The sequence below is a fragment of the Nostoc foliaceum FACHB-393 genome, from assembly GCF_014698505.1.
Taxonomy (GTDB): domain Bacteria; phylum Cyanobacteriota; class Cyanobacteriia; order Cyanobacteriales; family Nostocaceae; genus Nostoc; species Nostoc foliaceum_A.
In genome coordinates this window covers 24,481-40,661 of sequence record NZ_JACJTD010000007.1, presented here as the reverse complement: position 1 = coordinate 40,661, position 16,181 = coordinate 24,481, and the positions used below count along the sequence as shown (strand labels likewise).

Sequence of the window (16,181 nt, the reverse complement as noted above, 5' to 3'; positions counted from 1 at the left end):
AAGCATAAGATTTACAAAGATATTACTACAATAATTTTTTGTTAAATAGCTTTTATTTCTGCTTTCAATTTGTGGATTAGCTATCAAGTTTTGACGTAGATTTTGGATGTAGCACAAAAAAGCCTGCCGTTCTCTTTAGCTTAAGAGCAAACTGTGGCAGGTTTAGTGGGTTTAGGGCTGCTTTGTTAGATTGTCAACCTCTTCTACTACGAAGACGCAGCTCAAACGGTAAATTCAAAATTCAAAATTTATATAGGCGCAGATAATTGCTAGTTATTTTTCCTATTTTGAATTTTGTTGTCAATGATGATTTGTGAACATAAGTGTTTTTGAACTAACTATTTTTACCCGCTTTTAATCGGACACCCGTTATTAGAGACGGGGTATTTTCGGCTGCGATAATAATAACGAGTACAAATGCTACTTGATTTTTTGTTTAATAAAAGTCACAACTTGAGTTAGCTGTTTCTTCAAGCCATCGATTTCAGCTTGCATTTTGACAATTTTCTCATTCAACGCATTAATGTCTGTGTCAGAGACTCCCCCGCTACTAGGGGTTGCGTTGCTTGCCGCCGCAGGCATCGCAGTATTTACAGCACTAGGGGTTGCTACTGTAATATTAGCGACACTAACAGTTGCAGCTATGCTATTTTTGACAGCAGATGTTGCTCCTACTGCGACTAGTTCTGGGCGTGGCTGTTTCGCCTTGGCCATAGCTAACTTAATCGCGCCAATTAGTTGCTTTTGATCAAAAGGCTTACCCAGAAATTCAAAGTATTCAAAGGGTTCTGTGATTTTCTCAGTCACCTCTTCCTTGCGACCAGACATGATCACCAAAGGAATTTTCCTTAACTCCGGATCGGCTTGAACTTTCTGGAAAACCTCCCAGCCACTCATTTTAGGTAACAGGAAATCCAGCATAATCAGGCTGAGTTTTTCCTGAAGGATGAAATTTAGTCCTTCCAAACCGTCTTTTGCTTCCAGTACCTCAAAATTGCCCGGAGGCAACATTTCTCGTACTTTTACCCTGACAACTGTAGTGTCATCGATAACTAAAATCTTGTTGCTTGCCACGACTGTTTGCTCTAACAGAAACTTTAAGTGTAAATAGCAGTTTTGCTGATTGTCCTTGAGAATCCTCCCACTATATACAAAATTTCTAGGAATTGGGGGATAGTATATTTCGGTATAAATGACATTCCTAGAGGTGTTTTACAAAACTTTTGCTTGCGCTCTTTTCAATTTATGTCATGGTGATATTTAAGGCTTTAGCTTTGCTCTAGGGCATAAGGGACATGAGGATACTGAGAGATGGTGACTTCATCAAGAGCGTCCCCGTGTCTCCCGCTCCCTGCGTCTATTTTTATCTATCATTTGTTAATTGACAGACCAGTACTCTATATCCGCATCTTGCTTGGATGTCTATGATTTCGTCACAACAAGCCGAACTAAAGTCTGAAATTAGGGCAATGCCCAGCTGGTTACGTCGTTCTATTGGCAAAGCCAGTGAAATATCTACCGTACAACGCATTATTAAGCAGCGCCAAATTCACACGATTTGCGAAGAAGGACGCTGTCCCAACCGGGGGGAGTGCTATGCCCAAAAAACTGCAACTTTCTTACTAATGGGGCCTACTTGCACACGCTCTTGTGCTTTCTGTCAAGTAGATAAAGGTCATGCACCAATGCCTCTTGATTTAGAGGAACCCCAAAAGGTAGCACAAGCGGTGCAGCTTTTGGGATTACGTTATGTGGTGCTGACTTCTGTAGCGCGTGATGACTTGCCCGATCAGGGTGCAGGGCACTTTGTGGCGACGATCGCGACTATCCGCCAGTTGAACCCAGAGACTCAAATTGAAGTGCTGACCCCAGATTTTTGGGGTGGTGCTGGTGTTGGGGAGCCAGGTCAGCGCCAGCGGATAGCGATGATTGTAAAAGCCAAACCAGCTTGTTTTAATCACAATATCGAGACAGTGCGACGGCTAACTGGGCCAGTGCGCCGGGGAGCCAAGTACGATCGCTCGCTCTCGGTATTGGCTATGGTCAAAGAAATCGATTCGACAATTCCCACTAAATCAGGTTTGATGCTGGGACACGGAGAAACACTTGATGAAGTCGTTGAAACAATGGCTGATCTAAGGTCTGTGGGGTGCGATCGCTTGACTATCGGGCAGTATATGCGTCCAACTCTTGAACATCTGCCAGTCCAAAAATATTGGACTCCAGAGGAATTCGAGCAACTCGGCAGATTAGCATGGGAAATGGGATTTAACCATGTCCGTTCTGGGCCTCTGGTTCGCAGTTCCTATCATGCTGGAGAGGAGGGAGTGGGGAGTGGGGAGTAGAGAGTGGGAGAATGAGGGAGACAAGGGAGACAAGGGAGAATATCTTCCCAATGCCCAATGTCCCATGCCCAATTCCCAACTTCACACAAATATTCTTAAAGAATTTGGGTATTTGGTACACCAGTTTGGTATTTCTTAAAAAGTCCTGACATTAGGAGAATCGCATTATGACTGCTAAAACGAAGAATTCCCCAGTTGCCGACAGTGGAGCTAAACCTCCCTACGCCTATCGCACAGCTTGGGCAGTGTTATTGTTAGCTATCAATTTTTTGGTGGCAGCCTACTATTTCCACATTATTGAATAGTTAGAAGTGGAATGGTGCTGCTCAAATCGTTCCTTTGAATAAACCTTTGGGACGAATGAGCAGCACCAAAATCATGATTAATAGTGCTACACCCTGTTTATACTGTGAACCCAGCCAAGGGGTGCTGACTTCCTGGACGATGCCAATAATAAAAGCTGCTGCGATCGCACCGTAAGGGTTGCCAATCCCACCAAGAATTACTGAGGCAAATAATGGTAAAATTAAGAACCATCCCATGTTTGGACGCACGGCTGTAATCAATCCATACATACTTCCGCCCAATGAGGTAAGAGTGCCGGCAATTAGCCAAGTCCAGAAAATTACTCGGTCAACATTGATACCTGAGACTCTGGCTAAGTCCAGATCGTCAGCAACTGCTCGCATCGCCTTACCAATTTTGGTATTTTGCAGCAGGTAATGGAGCGCCAAAATTGCTAGCACCGCCAAACCCAATACTAATAATTGATTTTGCGGCACCTTTAAGCCAAAGATGTCTAAAGCTGGCGTAACAGGTAGATTATAATTTTGGTTCTTGCCACCCCAGATAAAAATAATGCCGTTACGAAGAAATAAGGCAAGTCCGATAGAAATAATAATCAGCGTAGTGGAAGTAGCACGGATAGAGCGCATCTTTGACCACAGTAACTTTTCCGATAACAGCATTGCTGCTACTGTTCCCGCCGCCGCCAGGATCATTGACAGCCAAATATTGACTCCAATAGTGTTTATCAGCCAAGTCAGATAGGCTCCTAAAGTTAGAAAGTCACCATGAGCAAAGTTAGATAACCGTAGAATCCCGTAGGTAAGAGTGAGTCCGACTGCCGCTAGAGCAATAATGCTCCCCACCGCAATCCCATTAACGATTAGTTGGGCGAATTGTGTATCCATAAGCCTTAAGTTGCTTTAACAAATTTTAGGTCAGTGGTTCATATAATAATTTTTTTGGAATTGCTGCTAAATTCAACATCATAAGTTATGGTTTATAACAACATAAGTTATGGTTTATAAATAAAAAAGAATTGTCCGCTAATATACATAGAATCCTTTTCGGATTTTTATGCGAAGCTAAACTTGTTCAGCGGTCTAGTTGACCATGCAGCAGTACTCAAGCTTACCAGACCAGAACTCACAGATAGATGCAACGCCAAAACTTTTGACAACAATTCAGCAACTTCGCGCCAAGTTGTGGCTGGAGAGCAGCTTGAACCAGTTGCAAAGTCACCTTAATGATTGCCTGCTTTCTGCTTGTAACACTGTCCCACAGGCAGGAGCCGCAGAAGCAGAAATTCTCCAAACCGTGGTCAATGAGATTAACAGTGCTGTGCACAGCAGTAATTTGGCGTTTACAGATTGTGCCGTAGGCATCGCTCTGTTTCAACCACAAGAAACTGTTGCCACAGTTTGCTATGTTTCTTGTTCTCTATCCCCAAAATCACAACCTTTATTTCTAGAATTGCTGACAGCAGAAAAAAAGCTGCTGTTGAGACTGCAAGAGGTTATAGAACTCGAAGATTTACAGCAGCTTGAGAATCAACAAATACCAAGTGCTTGGCGGTTAGCTGATGATTCTGGCAACGTCATGGGCTGGCTAATTATCGCCGCAGCACCCCTAAACTCAGATCGTGAGTCGCTCATAAAATCACAGGCTCAACTCAGATCACAATTGATGGCAAGGTCTGCTAAACACTGTACTACAGCTTTGGTACAACTTAGACAGATCCTGTCTTGGCAGCAACGGTATCAACAGTTAAGTAACTCTAATCAAGAATTGGAGCGCACTAATCAACTCAAAAATCAGTTTCTGGCAAACACCAGCCACGAAATTCGTACACCTCTTAGTTCTATTATTGGGTTTACCCACCTGCTTTTAGCCCAAGGGTACGAACCAAGTAAAGAACGCCAGCAAGAGTATTTAAATATCATTCAATCTAGCGGTAAGCACTTGCTAGCTCTGATTAACGATATTTTGGATCTCTCCAAAATTGAAGCAAACCAGCTGGAAGTGCAGTGGGAAACAATTGATGTGCCACTGCTGTGTAGCAATGTTTTCGCACTGGTGAAAGAGAAAGCCGCTAATAAAGGTTTGAAACTGTGCCTAGAACTTGAACCTGATATTACAACCCTAGTAGCCGATCCCTTACGACTCAAGCAAATGCTGTTGAATTTACTCTTCAATGCCTTAAAGTTCACCAGCAAAGGAAGTGTTGGCTTAAAAGTTGCTCCTAAAGGTGTATTTGTGCATTTTACAGTTTGGGATACTGGCTCTGGCATTTCCCAAGAAGACCAGGCTCAACTGTTTGAACCCTATTTCCAAATTGCCAAGGCTGTCGCTGCTGGTGCTGAAGGCACTGGTTTGGGTTTAGCCGTGACTCGGAAACTCGCCCAAATTCACGGTGGTTCTGTGAAAGTGGAATCTGAAGTAGATCGTGGCTCCCGTTTTACCCTCGTACTTCCCCTTAAGCAAGAGGTGGCAGTGAGGGAAGATAAGGGAGATGAGGAACCAAAATACTCTTCATTTCCTTTGCCTTTCACCCCTAGTTCTTCTGTAGACATTTTGCTGGTAGAAAATGACTTACCCAACGCTAATTTGATGCAAATTTATCTACAGAAATTGGGATATCAGGTCACTTGGGTTAAGAATGCTAGCGAGATGTGGGAAGCTCTAACACAGTTAGACCCAGTGGTGATTTTAATGGATGTTTATCTAGCAGATGGAAATGGTCTTAATTTGGTGCAACAACTGCGAGAAAATCAGCAATATCGGACGATTCCGGTAATTGCCCAAACAGCAATGGCAATGAAAGGCGATCGCGAAACTTGTCTAGCAGCTGGAGTAGATGACTATATTTCTAAACCGATTGATTTGCCACTTTTAGCCAGTCTGATAGCTAAATACAGCAAACTACCAATAGTAGGGGAAGCAGGAAGATGAGCGAGATGAGGGGGAGCAAAGAACACAAGGAAAATCCCTCTCCTCTGAACTCTTGTGCCTCTTTCCCAATGCCCAATGCCCTATAACAAATGACTACAATAGAATTTGTTGGGTGCTATTGGGTTTGGGCAGGATTGGGAAATGATGCTGACAGAAAAATTTGAGCAATTAAGAGCTTTATTTCAAGAAATGGAGCAGGCGTTGATTGCCTACTCTGGGGGCGTTGATAGCACTTTGGTTGCCAAAATTGCTTATGATGCATTGGGCGATCGCGCTTTGGCTGTCACGGCTGTTTCTCCTTCGCTATTGCCAGAAGAGTTGGAAGATGCCAAAATTCAAGCCGCAACGATTGGGATTCCCCATAAAATCGTCCAGACTCACGAGATGGAAAATCCCAATTACACTTCTAACCCTGTTAACCGCTGTTATTTTTGTAAAAGTGAGTTGCACGACACTCTCAAACCTTTAGCTTTAGAGTTGGGTTATCCCTATGTAGTGGATGGGGTAAATGCCGATGATTTGCACGATTATCGCCCAGGAATTCAGGCGGCGAAAGAAAGAGGTGCGCGATCGCCTTTAGCAGAAGTGGCTGTCACCAAAGTTGAAGTTCGCCAACTTTCGCAACAACTCGGTTTACCTTGGTGGGACAAACCTGCTCAACCTTGTCTGAGTTCGCGGTTTCCTTATGGGGAAGAGATTACTGTAGCTAAGTTACAACGAGTTGGTAGAGCAGAAATTTTCCTGCGAAAGCTAGGTTGGCAGAATTTACGCGTGCGATCAGAAGGAGATACAGCACGCATTGAATTGGCATCAGAACAAATTAAAGAGTTTGTGTTAACTACGGATTTACAGAAAGTAGTTTCTGCATTTCAGGATTTCGGATTTCTTTACGTAACCCTGGATTTAGAAGGTTATCGCAGCGGCAAGTTAAATCAGGTTTTGAATCGGGAAGCCTTGAGCGTTAAATTATAAAATTTTGGTTGTATGAAGATATAATTTATACTTCTTTACTTTCTACGGAAACTAGAAAGCAACCGTTAATCCTCCAGGTATTCTCTGGCTGTTTTTCCATAAAATATAAAGCTCTAAAGGGAACTCCATCAGGAGCTAGTAGTAGCACTGGCTGAGTTATGTTTCCCTGGATGGTTGTTATCTTCTCAAAAAAGACAGAACGAGGACGGTATACTGCTGGGTAGCTTATTTTGACCATCTGTATAAAATTTTCTGGGGTTCCAAATTGTGCCTGAATTGCCGGACTGGCGAAGGCAAAAGCGCCTTGGGCATCATCCTTGTTAAAGGCTGCCAATTGGCGTTCAATTAGAGAACGTATAGTGATGGCATCGTTGTCAGTAACTTCCATAAAAAATTTAAAATTGTGTAGGCGCAGCCCGTCGTAGACATTGCTTCAAGCGTCGGCATTGGTGTAGCGTTTTCTGGAGAAGCGATCGCTCAATTTTCACGCTGAGTCAGCTTGTACTCTATCTGCTGTAGTGCCGAGCGCCACACATCATAACCTTCTTGAGACAGGTGCAACCCATCTGTGGTTAACTCAGGACGCAAATTACCTTCCATATCCGTAAACCAGCTATAAATATTTAGATAATTAGCTCCTTCTTGTTTGGCAATCTGGGTTAGTTGTGTGTTGATGTGACGAATGCGGCTATTGGAAAGCTTTGCTAGGCGAGTAGGCAAAATTGATTGGACAATGATTTGAGCTTTTGGGTGAGTCTGCCGTAAACGACGGACAATCCGGCGATAATTACGCACAATTGTGTCATCACTAGTGCCTTTTCGTAAGTCGTTAATCCCAGCCATAACGTAAATCACATTCGGCCGCGTTGTCGAAAATGCCCCCAATCTTTTTAAAACGCCACTGGAAGTATCTCCAGATATGCCTTGATTGAGCCATAATTTTCCAGCAGGAAGTTTTTCACTAGGAAACCACATGCTCAAAGAATCACCAACTAAGATACTCAGATGATTTGCACCTTGACCTTGAGCGATCGCTCTAGCTTCTAAAGCTAATAAACTTTTCCAGTCATCATAAGTTAGTTGACGTTTCTTGATCGACTCCCACAATGATTGCAAATTATCACTATCTACGCGTGTATAAATCTGACCTGTTTTCAGAGCCGCTAATCTTTGGTAGTAAAGTTGATTGCCAGATGTTAGTGAGACACCAGCTGCTTGGGCACTGGCGTTGAGTGATGACTCTGTTGGGGCTGGTAATCCCTGACTGCTGAATTCTGGTACGCTAGGGACGTTTTTCTCACCTACTGTTGGCTGCAAACTTTTTAGGGGTTGCAACACTTGACCGCTGAGTTCCGGTAAGGAGAGATCAACGCTATTGATAATTTTTGTACTAACTATTGCCTGCGAACCCTGTTTTAAATCCCACAGGAATCTAGAATTTTCTGGCAGGACAATAGACAGATGTGGGAGAGCCGATGCTGGTATTGCCAATCCTGTTAACAAGCCTGCTGCCAACAGATAAGGGTCCTTCATCGCTTTGTCTCTCCTCTACTCACTGCTTTTCCCTATGACAGCATTAGTTGCCTGTATTCAGGAAAATTTTACTTCGGTTAAGTTATTATTCTTATTTAAACTGTGTAGTTCTGTAAAGCGTGTTTACGAGATTATATTTGACAATTCACGATCTCTTTAAATTACGGTTTTCCCGGTAGTATACAAATCTTATTTGTGAGAATACTTCTACTGAAAGCACTTTTTTCATCAGCTGACCAGTTTCTATAACTCAGTTGTCACAAATATTATAAGTGTTTGCAAACTCAGCGATTAATGGGTGATTTTTGAGTATCTCAGGACAGAGGTTTTTGCTTTTAATGTTGCTAGTATGGTGAATAAGCATTTGTTTTCAGGTTTCCATATCTCAGTAAAAGTGTAGCGATCGCATGAAAGTTTACTAGACAGAGAAGCGATGTCTGACGACATGCCGTTTCTCTACGAAACGCTGCGCGAATACGTCTACGCTTTTTAATTTCTCATATGAAATTGAGCGATGCAAATGCATCATTTATCAAATATGGGATTAGTCAGATTAAAAATTCGAGAACTAGCAGAAGAGAAAGGATGGACACTAAAAGAAGTCTCTGACCGTTCTGGGGTAATTTATAGCACAGTTAGAAGTTATGCGCGTCGTCCTGGTATGACGACAGTTGACTTTACTGCTATCCACAAATTAGCTCGCACTTTTGATGTGAGGATTGAAGATTTAGTGGAAATTATAGAGGAATAGGCAAAAGTTTAACTGTTTAGAATATTGATATCATACGACGGTGTGTCCTCAAAGAGCAAGCATTAGGTTTGCCATACCGATAATTTCATAACTCACTACACGTAATTTAAAATGTATGTTTACTCATTGAAGTATGAGTTGAAACACATTTAAATTAAGTTTTACCTCTATAGAATAACCTCATTGAAAGTGCTAAGATTTAGGCTGAATCATTAATGTTTTCCTTTTCTTCCGTGGCTAGAGCTAGTACAGCGATTGGTGTCAGTCCCATTATTAAGGAGATTGTGCAAAAACAGGCACATTCTACACGTTTGACCCTGAAAGAAGTTATTCTCATGGGGATGTTAGCTATTGACAAACTAGATGATCAAGGTCGTCAAGAGCTAGCAGATCAAGTTCATCAAATGCAAGTGAATGGAGAAATTTAATTGAGTAGTTATGAGTTACTAGTTATGAGTTATAAATTTTAACTCCTGACTCCTAACTCCTCACATAATTTGGTTATTGGCTAAATCGATAACGACTTCCCATTACATAATTCTCATTAATTTCAAACGATATCCATTGGCGTTGCAGAGTCTCAGCAACAAAACCCGTTGTATTAGAACCTGCAAATGGATCTAATACCAAATCACCTTCATCAGTTAAGAATTTGATGAAGAACTCGGCGAACCCTTGCGGAAAACGTGCTGGATGGGGTCTCATTTCTGCTATTTTGCAGCGTCGTAAATAAGCGCTGTTCGATTCAGTATTAGCAATTTCTAGTAGATTTGGCGGAATTGCACCCTGGTTATCCTTTTGGAATTTATCAGAAATATCATGTCCGCTAGGACGTATTTTAGCCTTATAACCATTTTTGAGTAATTGCTTCATACTTTGGCTATAGGGCTTTAAAACTTTTCTATTATCTGCTTTAGGATTCGGTGTTTTAGACAACCACCAAACTGTATTTACTGAGTCTTTCACACGAATCCGCCTGATTGTCACCCACTCAGCAGGGGTTGGCAGTCGAGCCGGATTATAGTGGTAAAATTCTTGAGCAAGAAAGAAACCTACTTCTTTGCATAATCTAACTAAAAGTTCGTATTGGTAGATACTCCGCACGGGATTGCCAGGAAGGTAAGCGCCACCTAAATCTAGTACGAATGAGCCATTATCTGCCAGTACTCTTTTAAATTCATAGGCAAAAGGTAGAAACCACTCAATATATTTTTCAGCAGTTTCGTTACCGTATTCTTTTTTTCGTGTCAGAGCAAATGGAGGTGATGTGATAATTAAATTAATGCTATTATCATCAATGAATTTAATAAGTTTAAGGCTATCACCTAAATATGCTGCTCCGTTATGCTGAGTATAATAGGGATTAAAAATTATTTCTTTTGGTGGTGTTATTGGTTTTTCTTGCAAGAGTGATAAAATTATTTCGTTTTTTATATTTATAACTTGTTTTGGTATTGTCCAAGTATTTAATTTTAAAAGTTATTTTTTAACGTAGAGGGATGCGGAGGAAAGCGTAAAGTAACGCAGAGGAGTATATTAACTTTGTAATCCATGTGGATAAGAATATACTCCTGAAATAAGTCAGACTCAAACACTACCACTTTTTGTATGGTAAAAATTTGCCAGACATAATGATTTTAACGCGATCGCCTTTGGGGTCTTCTTCTTTTTCTATATCTAAGGTAAAGTCAATGGCACTCATAATCCCGTCACCAAACTTTTCTTGAATTACTTCCTTAATGGGGAAACCATAAACTTGCATAATCTCGTAGAAACGATAAATCAATGGGTCAGTTGGTACAACTGGGCCTAATCCTTTTACAGGATATTCAGTCAACTCTTTAATATAAGTAGCATCTAACCCCAATGCTTCAACTAGTAACTTAGCTTCTTCCTCGGAAGCACTAGCTTGACGGTAGAATAAAGTAGCAATCCATACTTCATCACGTCCGAGAACTTTTTCCAAATCGGCAAAACTTAGTTTTTTTTCTTGTTTCGCGGCTAATAGCTTTTGAGTAATTTCGGGAATAGACACCTGATAACTCCTATAGTGAATTGTAATTAAAGTTTATTTTAGGCGATCGCAGTCTACCTTTTGTGTTTAGACAGAAAGCTCAAAAATTCTTCTAATGCTGCCCTTGGTTGGTTGTAGCATTTCTTTGCAGGGTAGTGTTCAACGTTCAACGCAGAAAATTCCTGATTTAAACCAAGCATCCTTTTCTTGATCCTTCTCATACCTCTCTGGATGAAAAGAAATCTCTAATATTCAATATTCCGAATGTTCCGTCATATCCCTAACCTCATCCAGCTACAAAATTGATTTCAGAAAAAATCCCCCACCTTGCGGCAGGGGAATTTTATTACTTATCTACTTACTTATCTACAAAACTAGCAGCCGAATTAACCGAACTTACCAGCAGTAGAAGCAATCAAGAATGCAGCATAAGTCACGATGTAGCCAACAGTGAAGTGAGCTAGACCAACTACACGAGCTTGAACAATAGATAGAGCAACGGGCTTGTCTTTCCAGCGAACTAGGTTAGCCAGAGGAGTGCGTTCGTGTGCCCAAACAAGGGTTTCAATCAACTCTTGCCAGTAACCTCTCCAGGAGATTAAGAACATGAAGCCAGTAGCCCAAACTAGGTGTCCAAACAGGAACATCCAAGCCCAGACAGACAGGTTATTCACGCCATAGGGGTTGTAACCGTTAATCAACTGAGCAGAGTTAGCCCAGAGGTAATCGCGGAACCAGCCCATGAGGTATGTAGAGTTCTCATTGAACTGAGCTACGTTGCCTTGCCAAATACCTAGATGCTTCCAATGCCAGTAGAAGGTAACCCAACCAAGGGTGTTGAGCATCCAGAATGTAGCGAGGTAGAAGGAATCCCAAGCTGAGATGTCGCAAGTACCGCCACGACCGGGGCCGTCACAAGGGAAGGCATAGCCAAAGTCCTTTTTATCGGGCATCAGCTTAGAACCACGGGCATCCAAAGCACCTTTGACCAAGATCAAGGTGGTGGTGTGCAGACCCAAAGCGATCGCATGGTGTACCAAGAAGTCGCCAGGGCCAATTGTTAAGAATAGGGAGTTAGTACCAGCATTGATGGCATCTAACCAGCCTGGAAGCCAAACGTTAGCGTAGTTGGGCCATGCTGTGTAAGCAATACTATCAGGGTTAGATAGCAATGTATCTAAACCGTACAGTACTTTACCGTTTGCAGCTTGGACGAATTGAGCAAATACTGGCTCAATCAAGATTTGCTTTTCAGGAGTACCGAAAGCAACTACTACGTCGTTGTGTACGTACAAACCAAGGGTGTGGAAGCCCAAGAAAAGGGATACCCAGCTAAGGTGGGAAATAATCGCTTCTTTGTGCTTCAATACGCGCTCAAGTACGTTGCCTTTATTTTGCTCTGGGTCGTAGTCACGTACCCAGAAGATTGCTCCGTGAGCAAAAGCACCAAGCATCAGGAATCCAGCAATATACTGGTGATGCGTGTACAACGCTGCCTGAGTTGTGTAGTCCTTTGCAATAAATGCGTAGGAAGGCATGGAGTACATGTGCTGCGCTACCAGGGAAGTAACAACACCTAGCGCTGCTAAGTGCCAACCTAATTGGAAGTGCAGGGAGTTGTTGTAGGTGTCGTAGATACCTTGGTGAGGTAGGTTGAACGGTCCTTCAACAGGAATACCAAAGAAATTCTTGGCATTCAAGGCTTCTTTGAGACTGTGACCAATCCCAAAGTTTGTCCGGTACATGTGACCAGCAACAATGAATAAAACTGCGATCGCTAGGTGGTGATGAGCTATGTCAGTCAGCCACAAAGCTTCTGTCTGGGGATGGAAACCACCCAAGAAAGTCAGAATTGCAGTTCCTGCACCTTGCGATGTCCCGAAGATATGTCCAGGAGTGTCAGGGTTTTGAGCGTAAACACCCCAGTTGCCTGTAAAGAATGGTGTCAAACCGGCTGGGTGGGGTGGGGTGTTGAGGAAGTTATCCCAACCTACGTGCTGACCGCGAGCTTCGGGGACAGCAACGTGAATTAAGTGACCAGCCCAAGCCAATGAACTAACACCAAACAAACCTGCTAAGTGGTGGTTTAGGCGGTGTTCAGCACTCTTAAACCATGCCAAGCTAGGACGGTACTTGGGTTGCAAGTGCAGCCAGCCAGCAAACAAGAGTACGGCCGCAAACAATAACAGGAACACAGAACCTGTGTACAGTTCACTGTTATTGCGCATACCGATGGTATACCACCAGTGGTAGAGACCAGAGTAGGTAATGTTTACGGGATTACTAGCGCCAGCTTGGGTAAAAGCTTCAATCGCTGGTTTACCAAAGTGGGGGTCCCAAATCGCATGGGCGATGGGACGGATATGAAGGGGATCTTTAATCCACTGTTCAAAGTTACCTTGCCAGGCCACGTGGAACAGGAGGCTGGATGCCCACAGGAAGATGATTGCCAAGTGACCGAAGTGAGTTGCGAAAATCTTTTGGTAAAGATTTTCTTCCGTCATGCCATCATGGGTTTCAAAATCGTTGCCTGTAGCGATCGCATACCATATCCGACGAGTAGTCGGGTCCTGTGCGAGATCCTGGCTAAATTTCGGAAATTTTGTCGCCATAGGTTTAATAAATCCTCTGACCTTTAGCCATCAAATATCAGCGTCTAGAGTCCTGAGTTTTGAGTCCTGAGTTCTGAGTTTTGAGTATTTTTTCAACACTCAGCACTCAGCACTCAGCACTCAGCACTCAATAACTGATTGCTACCCTACTGAAAGGATGTGTGCATGGAAGAATGCCCAAGTTGTGGCAATTCCTCCCAAGAGGTAGTGAGCTACCCCTACAGCCCGACCCTGAATAATGCTCAGAGCGCGAGGCTGAATTGCTGGTGCTACCTTCAGTTTGTTATGCGCCCAAACAATGGACTCAATCAGTTCTTGCCAGTAGCCGCGACCACTGAACAGGAACATCAAGCTGAATGCCCAGACAAAGTGAGCGCCTAAGAAGAGTAGACCATAGGCAGATAGCGCGCTGCCATAGGAATTGATGACTTGTGTAGCTTGTGCCCACAAGAAGTCTCGTAACCAACCGTTGATGGTAATAGCACTTTGGGCAAAGTTACCACCAGTGATGTGAGTTACAGTCCCATCTGCATCTACGGTTCCCCAAACATCTGATTGCATCTTCCAGCTGAAGTGGAAAATTACAATAGACAGGGAGTTGTACATCCAGAAGAGTCCGAGGAATACGTGATCCCAACCAGACACTTGACAGGTACCGCCACGACCAGGACCGTCGCAAGGGAAGCGGAAGCCCAGGTTTGCTTTATCTGGAATCAGACGAGAGCTACGGGCGTATAGTACACCTTTGAGCAGAATTAAGACGGTGACGTGAATGGTGAAGGCGTGAATGTGGTGAATTAGGAAGTCCGCTGTACCCAAAGCAATGGGTGCTGCTGCCACTTTACCGCCAACTGCCAAAATACCGCCGCCAAAGACATAGCTAACTGGTTCTAGGGCATTGGGTGCAGTTGTACCAGGAGCCAAGGCGTGGATATTTTGTATCCACTGGGCAAATACTGGCTGCAATTGAATCCCTGTATCAGAGAACAAGTCTTGAGGACGACCCAATGCACGCATTGTGTCGTTGTGGATGTAAAGTCCAAAGCTGTGGAAGCCGAGGAAAATACACACCCAGTTCAGGTGAGAAATAATCGCGTCACGGTGACGAATTACCCGATCCAGCAAGTTGTTTTGGTTCACAACTGGATCGTAATCACGCACCATGAAGATAGCAGCGTGAGCCGCTCCACCAACAATCAAGAAGCCACCGATCCAAATATGGTGAGTGAATATGCACAACTGCGTAGCGTAGTCAGTTGCCAAATATGGATAGGGGGGCATCGCGTACATGTGATGCGCGATGATGATGGTCAGCGAACCCAAGAAGGCCAGGTTAGTAGCCAACTGAGCGTGCCAAGATGTGGTCAGGTTTTCGTAGAGACCTTTGTGACCTTCACCAGTGAAAGGGCCTTTGTGGTTTTCTAGGATCTCTTTAATGCTGTGACCAATACCCCAGTTGGTACGGTACTGGTGACCAGCAATAATAAAGAGAACTGCGATCGCTAAGTGGTGATGAGCAATGTCAGTCATCCACAAGCCGCCTGTTACCGGGTTTAGACCGCCCTTGAAGGTCAGGAAGTCAGCATACTGACCCCAGTTCAAGGTGAAGAAAGGTGCTAAACCAGCAGCAAAGCTGGGATACAGCTCAGTCAACAAGTCTTTGTTCAAGATGAACTCGTGGGGCAAGGGTATGTCTTTGAGAGCAACGCCTGCATCCAAAAGCTTGTTGGTCGGTGCGGATACGTGGATTATGTGACCAGCCCATCCCAAGGAACCACAACCTAGCAATATTTGCAAGTGGTGATTCAGCATTGACTCCACATTCTGGAACCATTCCAGTTTGGGAGCGCGTTTGTGGTAGTGGAACCAGCCGGCAAATAGGAATAAGCCTGCTAATACCAAGCCACCGATCGCAGTCACATAAAGCTGGAAGGAGTTTGTGATACCCCAGCCGCGCCATACTTGGAACAAACCGGAGGTGATTTGAATACCGTGGAAACCACCGCCAACATCACCATTTAAAATGTCTTGTCCCACAATGGGCCAAACAACTTGAGCACTAGGCTTAACGTTCAACGGGTCGCTTAGCCAAGCTTCGTAGTTAGAAAACTTCGCGCCGTGGAAAATCATCCCGCTCAACCAAACCATCACTACGGCTAAGTGGCCGAAGTGGGCTGAGAATATCTTCCGGGATATGTCTTCTAAATCGCTTGTATGTGTATCAAAATCATGGGCGAGTGCGTGCAGGTTCCAAATCCATGTGGTGGTTTTGGGACCTCTGGCTAAGGATCTGTCAAAGTGTCCAGGTTGGGCCCATCTCTCGAAAGAGGTAGGTACTGGGTCTTTGTCGACGATTACTCTTGCCTTTTTTTCCTCTCGCTCCGGAGGACTTATTGTCATTCGACCTCCTCTCTTGATAAGGAATGAGGAATCATGAATACCACAAAGTTAACCATTACCGCAAATTCCAGAATTTTACTGAAGCCGCGATGAAGACCTATGTGGATAGTTGTTTCTCGTTGAATTATAGAGTCTTCACTTGTACATTGTTAGAGATAGTTGGAGATATTTTAACAATAATTCAAACTTGCTGGAATTCCTGCCTGATCTGCCTTTTAACTGAAAACTATTTGTCCAAAAGTCAATAGATTATCCATTTTATTTACAAAGAATAACAATTTGTAAAATTTATGGTTTGGTTGTATATAGCCGATATT

At 43.4% G+C, this 16,181-nt stretch carries 15 protein-coding genes; 7 read left to right on the top strand and 8 right to left on the bottom strand.

Features of this window, described 5'->3' with window-relative positions:
- Nucleotides 1-420 precede the first annotated feature (420 nt).
- Complete coding sequence (locus H6G92_RS08450; protein ID WP_190892766.1) at nucleotides 421-1,074, bottom strand: response regulator; 654 nt, start codon at nucleotides 1,072-1,074, stop codon at nucleotides 421-423.
- A gap of 350 nt (nucleotides 1,075-1,424) precedes the next feature.
- Between H6G92_RS08450 and lipA the strand changes: the two genes are divergently transcribed.
- Genes lipA through psaX form a run of 3 tightly spaced genes read left to right on the top strand, consistent with a single transcriptional unit; the run spans nucleotide 1,425 to nucleotide 2,650 of the window.
- Nucleotides 1,425-2,345 (top strand): lipoyl synthase, encoded by a 921-nt coding sequence (lipA, locus tag H6G92_RS08445; RefSeq protein WP_190893020.1) that lies wholly within the window; start codon nucleotides 1,425-1,427, stop codon nucleotides 2,343-2,345.
- Nucleotides 2,335-2,484 carry a hypothetical protein gene (locus H6G92_RS08440; RefSeq protein ID WP_190892765.1) on the top strand — a complete coding sequence of 50 codons (150 nt, stop codon included), beginning with the start codon at nucleotides 2,335-2,337 and terminating at the stop codon, nucleotides 2,482-2,484. The genes lipA and H6G92_RS08440 overlap by 11 nt, the downstream gene beginning before the upstream one ends.
- 28 nt (nucleotides 2,485-2,512) lie before the next feature.
- Nucleotides 2,513-2,650, top strand: a complete 138-nt coding sequence (psaX, locus tag H6G92_RS08435; RefSeq protein WP_190892762.1) for a photosystem I protein PsaX — start codon at nucleotides 2,513-2,515, stop codon at nucleotides 2,648-2,650.
- Between the two features lie 21 nt (nucleotides 2,651-2,671).
- On the opposite strand, the gene H6G92_RS08430 is transcribed toward psaX, so the two are convergent.
- Nucleotides 2,672-3,538: a branched-chain amino acid ABC transporter permease gene (locus tag H6G92_RS08430; protein ID WP_190892760.1), complete on the bottom strand. Its 867-nt coding sequence runs from the start codon at nucleotides 3,536-3,538 to the stop codon at nucleotides 2,672-2,674.
- Between the two features lie 205 nt (nucleotides 3,539-3,743).
- On the opposite strand from H6G92_RS08430, the gene hrmK reads away from it, so the two are divergent.
- Together hrmK and larE are read left to right on the top strand one after the other, a co-directional pair.
- Nucleotides 3,744-5,582: a hybrid histidine kinase/response regulator HrmK gene (gene hrmK, locus H6G92_RS08425; protein WP_190892758.1), complete on the top strand. Its 1,839-nt coding sequence runs from the start codon at nucleotides 3,744-3,746 to the stop codon at nucleotides 5,580-5,582.
- 141 nt (nucleotides 5,583-5,723) lie between these two features.
- Entirely contained in the window at nucleotides 5,724-6,554 is an 831-nt protein-coding gene (larE, locus tag H6G92_RS08420; RefSeq protein WP_190892757.1) for an ATP-dependent sacrificial sulfur transferase LarE, read from the top strand.
- 25 nt (nucleotides 6,555-6,579) lie between these two features.
- Here larE and H6G92_RS08415 read toward each other — a convergent pair whose 3' ends face one another.
- Nucleotides 6,580-6,942, bottom strand: a complete 363-nt coding sequence (locus tag H6G92_RS08415; protein WP_190892756.1) for a DUF4864 domain-containing protein — start codon at nucleotides 6,940-6,942, stop codon at nucleotides 6,580-6,582.
- Nucleotides 6,943-7,031: 89 nt separating this feature from the next.
- Nucleotides 7,032-8,087 (bottom strand): SGNH/GDSL hydrolase family protein, encoded by a 1,056-nt coding sequence (locus H6G92_RS08410; RefSeq protein WP_190892755.1) that lies wholly within the window; start codon nucleotides 8,085-8,087, stop codon nucleotides 7,032-7,034.
- A 538-nt stretch (nucleotides 8,088-8,625) separates the two neighbouring features.
- Between H6G92_RS08410 and H6G92_RS08405 the strand changes: the two genes are divergently transcribed.
- Both H6G92_RS08405 and H6G92_RS08400 read left to right on the top strand, forming a co-directional pair.
- Entirely contained in the window at nucleotides 8,626-8,838 is a 213-nt protein-coding gene (locus tag H6G92_RS08405; protein ID WP_190893017.1) for a helix-turn-helix domain-containing protein, read from the top strand.
- A gap of 215 nt (nucleotides 8,839-9,053) precedes the next feature.
- Nucleotides 9,054-9,266: a hypothetical protein gene (locus H6G92_RS08400; RefSeq protein WP_190728355.1), complete on the top strand. Its 213-nt coding sequence runs from the start codon at nucleotides 9,054-9,056 to the stop codon at nucleotides 9,264-9,266.
- A gap of 73 nt (nucleotides 9,267-9,339) precedes the next feature.
- On the opposite strand, the gene H6G92_RS08395 is transcribed toward H6G92_RS08400, so the two are convergent.
- From H6G92_RS08395 to psaA, 4 genes are all read right to left on the bottom strand, one after another.
- Nucleotides 9,340-10,245: a DNA-methyltransferase gene (locus H6G92_RS08395; RefSeq protein WP_190892754.1), complete on the bottom strand. Its 906-nt coding sequence runs from the start codon at nucleotides 10,243-10,245 to the stop codon at nucleotides 9,340-9,342.
- Nucleotides 10,246-10,432: 187 nt separating this feature from the next.
- Complete coding sequence (gene cynS, locus H6G92_RS08390; protein WP_190892753.1) at nucleotides 10,433-10,873, bottom strand: cyanase; 441 nt, start codon at nucleotides 10,871-10,873, stop codon at nucleotides 10,433-10,435.
- A gap of 365 nt (nucleotides 10,874-11,238) precedes the next feature.
- A complete protein-coding gene (gene psaB / locus H6G92_RS08385) occupies nucleotides 11,239-13,464 on the bottom strand; it encodes a photosystem I core protein PsaB (RefSeq protein WP_190892751.1) in 2,226 nt (741 codons plus the stop codon).
- Nucleotides 13,465-13,605: 141 nt separating this feature from the next.
- Nucleotides 13,606-15,864, bottom strand: a complete 2,259-nt coding sequence (gene psaA / locus H6G92_RS08380) for a photosystem I core protein PsaA (RefSeq protein WP_190892749.1) — start codon at nucleotides 15,862-15,864, stop codon at nucleotides 13,606-13,608.
- Nucleotides 15,865-16,181 lie beyond the last annotated feature (317 nt).

Bases quoted from the DNA above. Each gene is read 5' to 3' on its own strand.
- lipA (WP_190893020.1), top strand. From the start codon at position 1,425: ATGATTTCGTCACAACAAGCCGAACTAAAGTCTGAAATTAGGGCAATG.
- psaX (WP_190892762.1), top strand. From the start codon at position 2,513: ATGACTGCTAAAACGAAGAATTCCCCAGTTGCCGACAGTGGAGCTAAA.
- H6G92_RS08430 (WP_190892760.1), bottom strand. From the start codon at position 3,538: ATGGATACACAATTCGCCCAACTAATCGTTAATGGGATTGCGGTGGGG.
- hrmK (WP_190892758.1), top strand. From the start codon at position 3,744: ATGCAGCAGTACTCAAGCTTACCAGACCAGAACTCACAGATAGATGCA.
- larE (WP_190892757.1), top strand. From the start codon at position 5,724: ATGATGCTGACAGAAAAATTTGAGCAATTAAGAGCTTTATTTCAAGAA.
- H6G92_RS08415 (WP_190892756.1), bottom strand. From the start codon at position 6,942: ATGGAAGTTACTGACAACGATGCCATCACTATACGTTCTCTAATTGAA.
- H6G92_RS08410 (WP_190892755.1), bottom strand. From the start codon at position 8,087: ATGAAGGACCCTTATCTGTTGGCAGCAGGCTTGTTAACAGGATTGGCA.
- H6G92_RS08405 (WP_190893017.1), top strand. From the start codon at position 8,626: ATGGGATTAGTCAGATTAAAAATTCGAGAACTAGCAGAAGAGAAAGGA.
- H6G92_RS08400 (WP_190728355.1), top strand. From the start codon at position 9,054: ATGTTTTCCTTTTCTTCCGTGGCTAGAGCTAGTACAGCGATTGGTGTC.
- psaB (WP_190892751.1), bottom strand. From the start codon at position 13,464: ATGGCGACAAAATTTCCGAAATTTAGCCAGGATCTCGCACAGGACCCG.
- psaA (WP_190892749.1), bottom strand. From the start codon at position 15,864: ATGACAATAAGTCCTCCGGAGCGAGAGGAAAAAAAGGCAAGAGTAATC.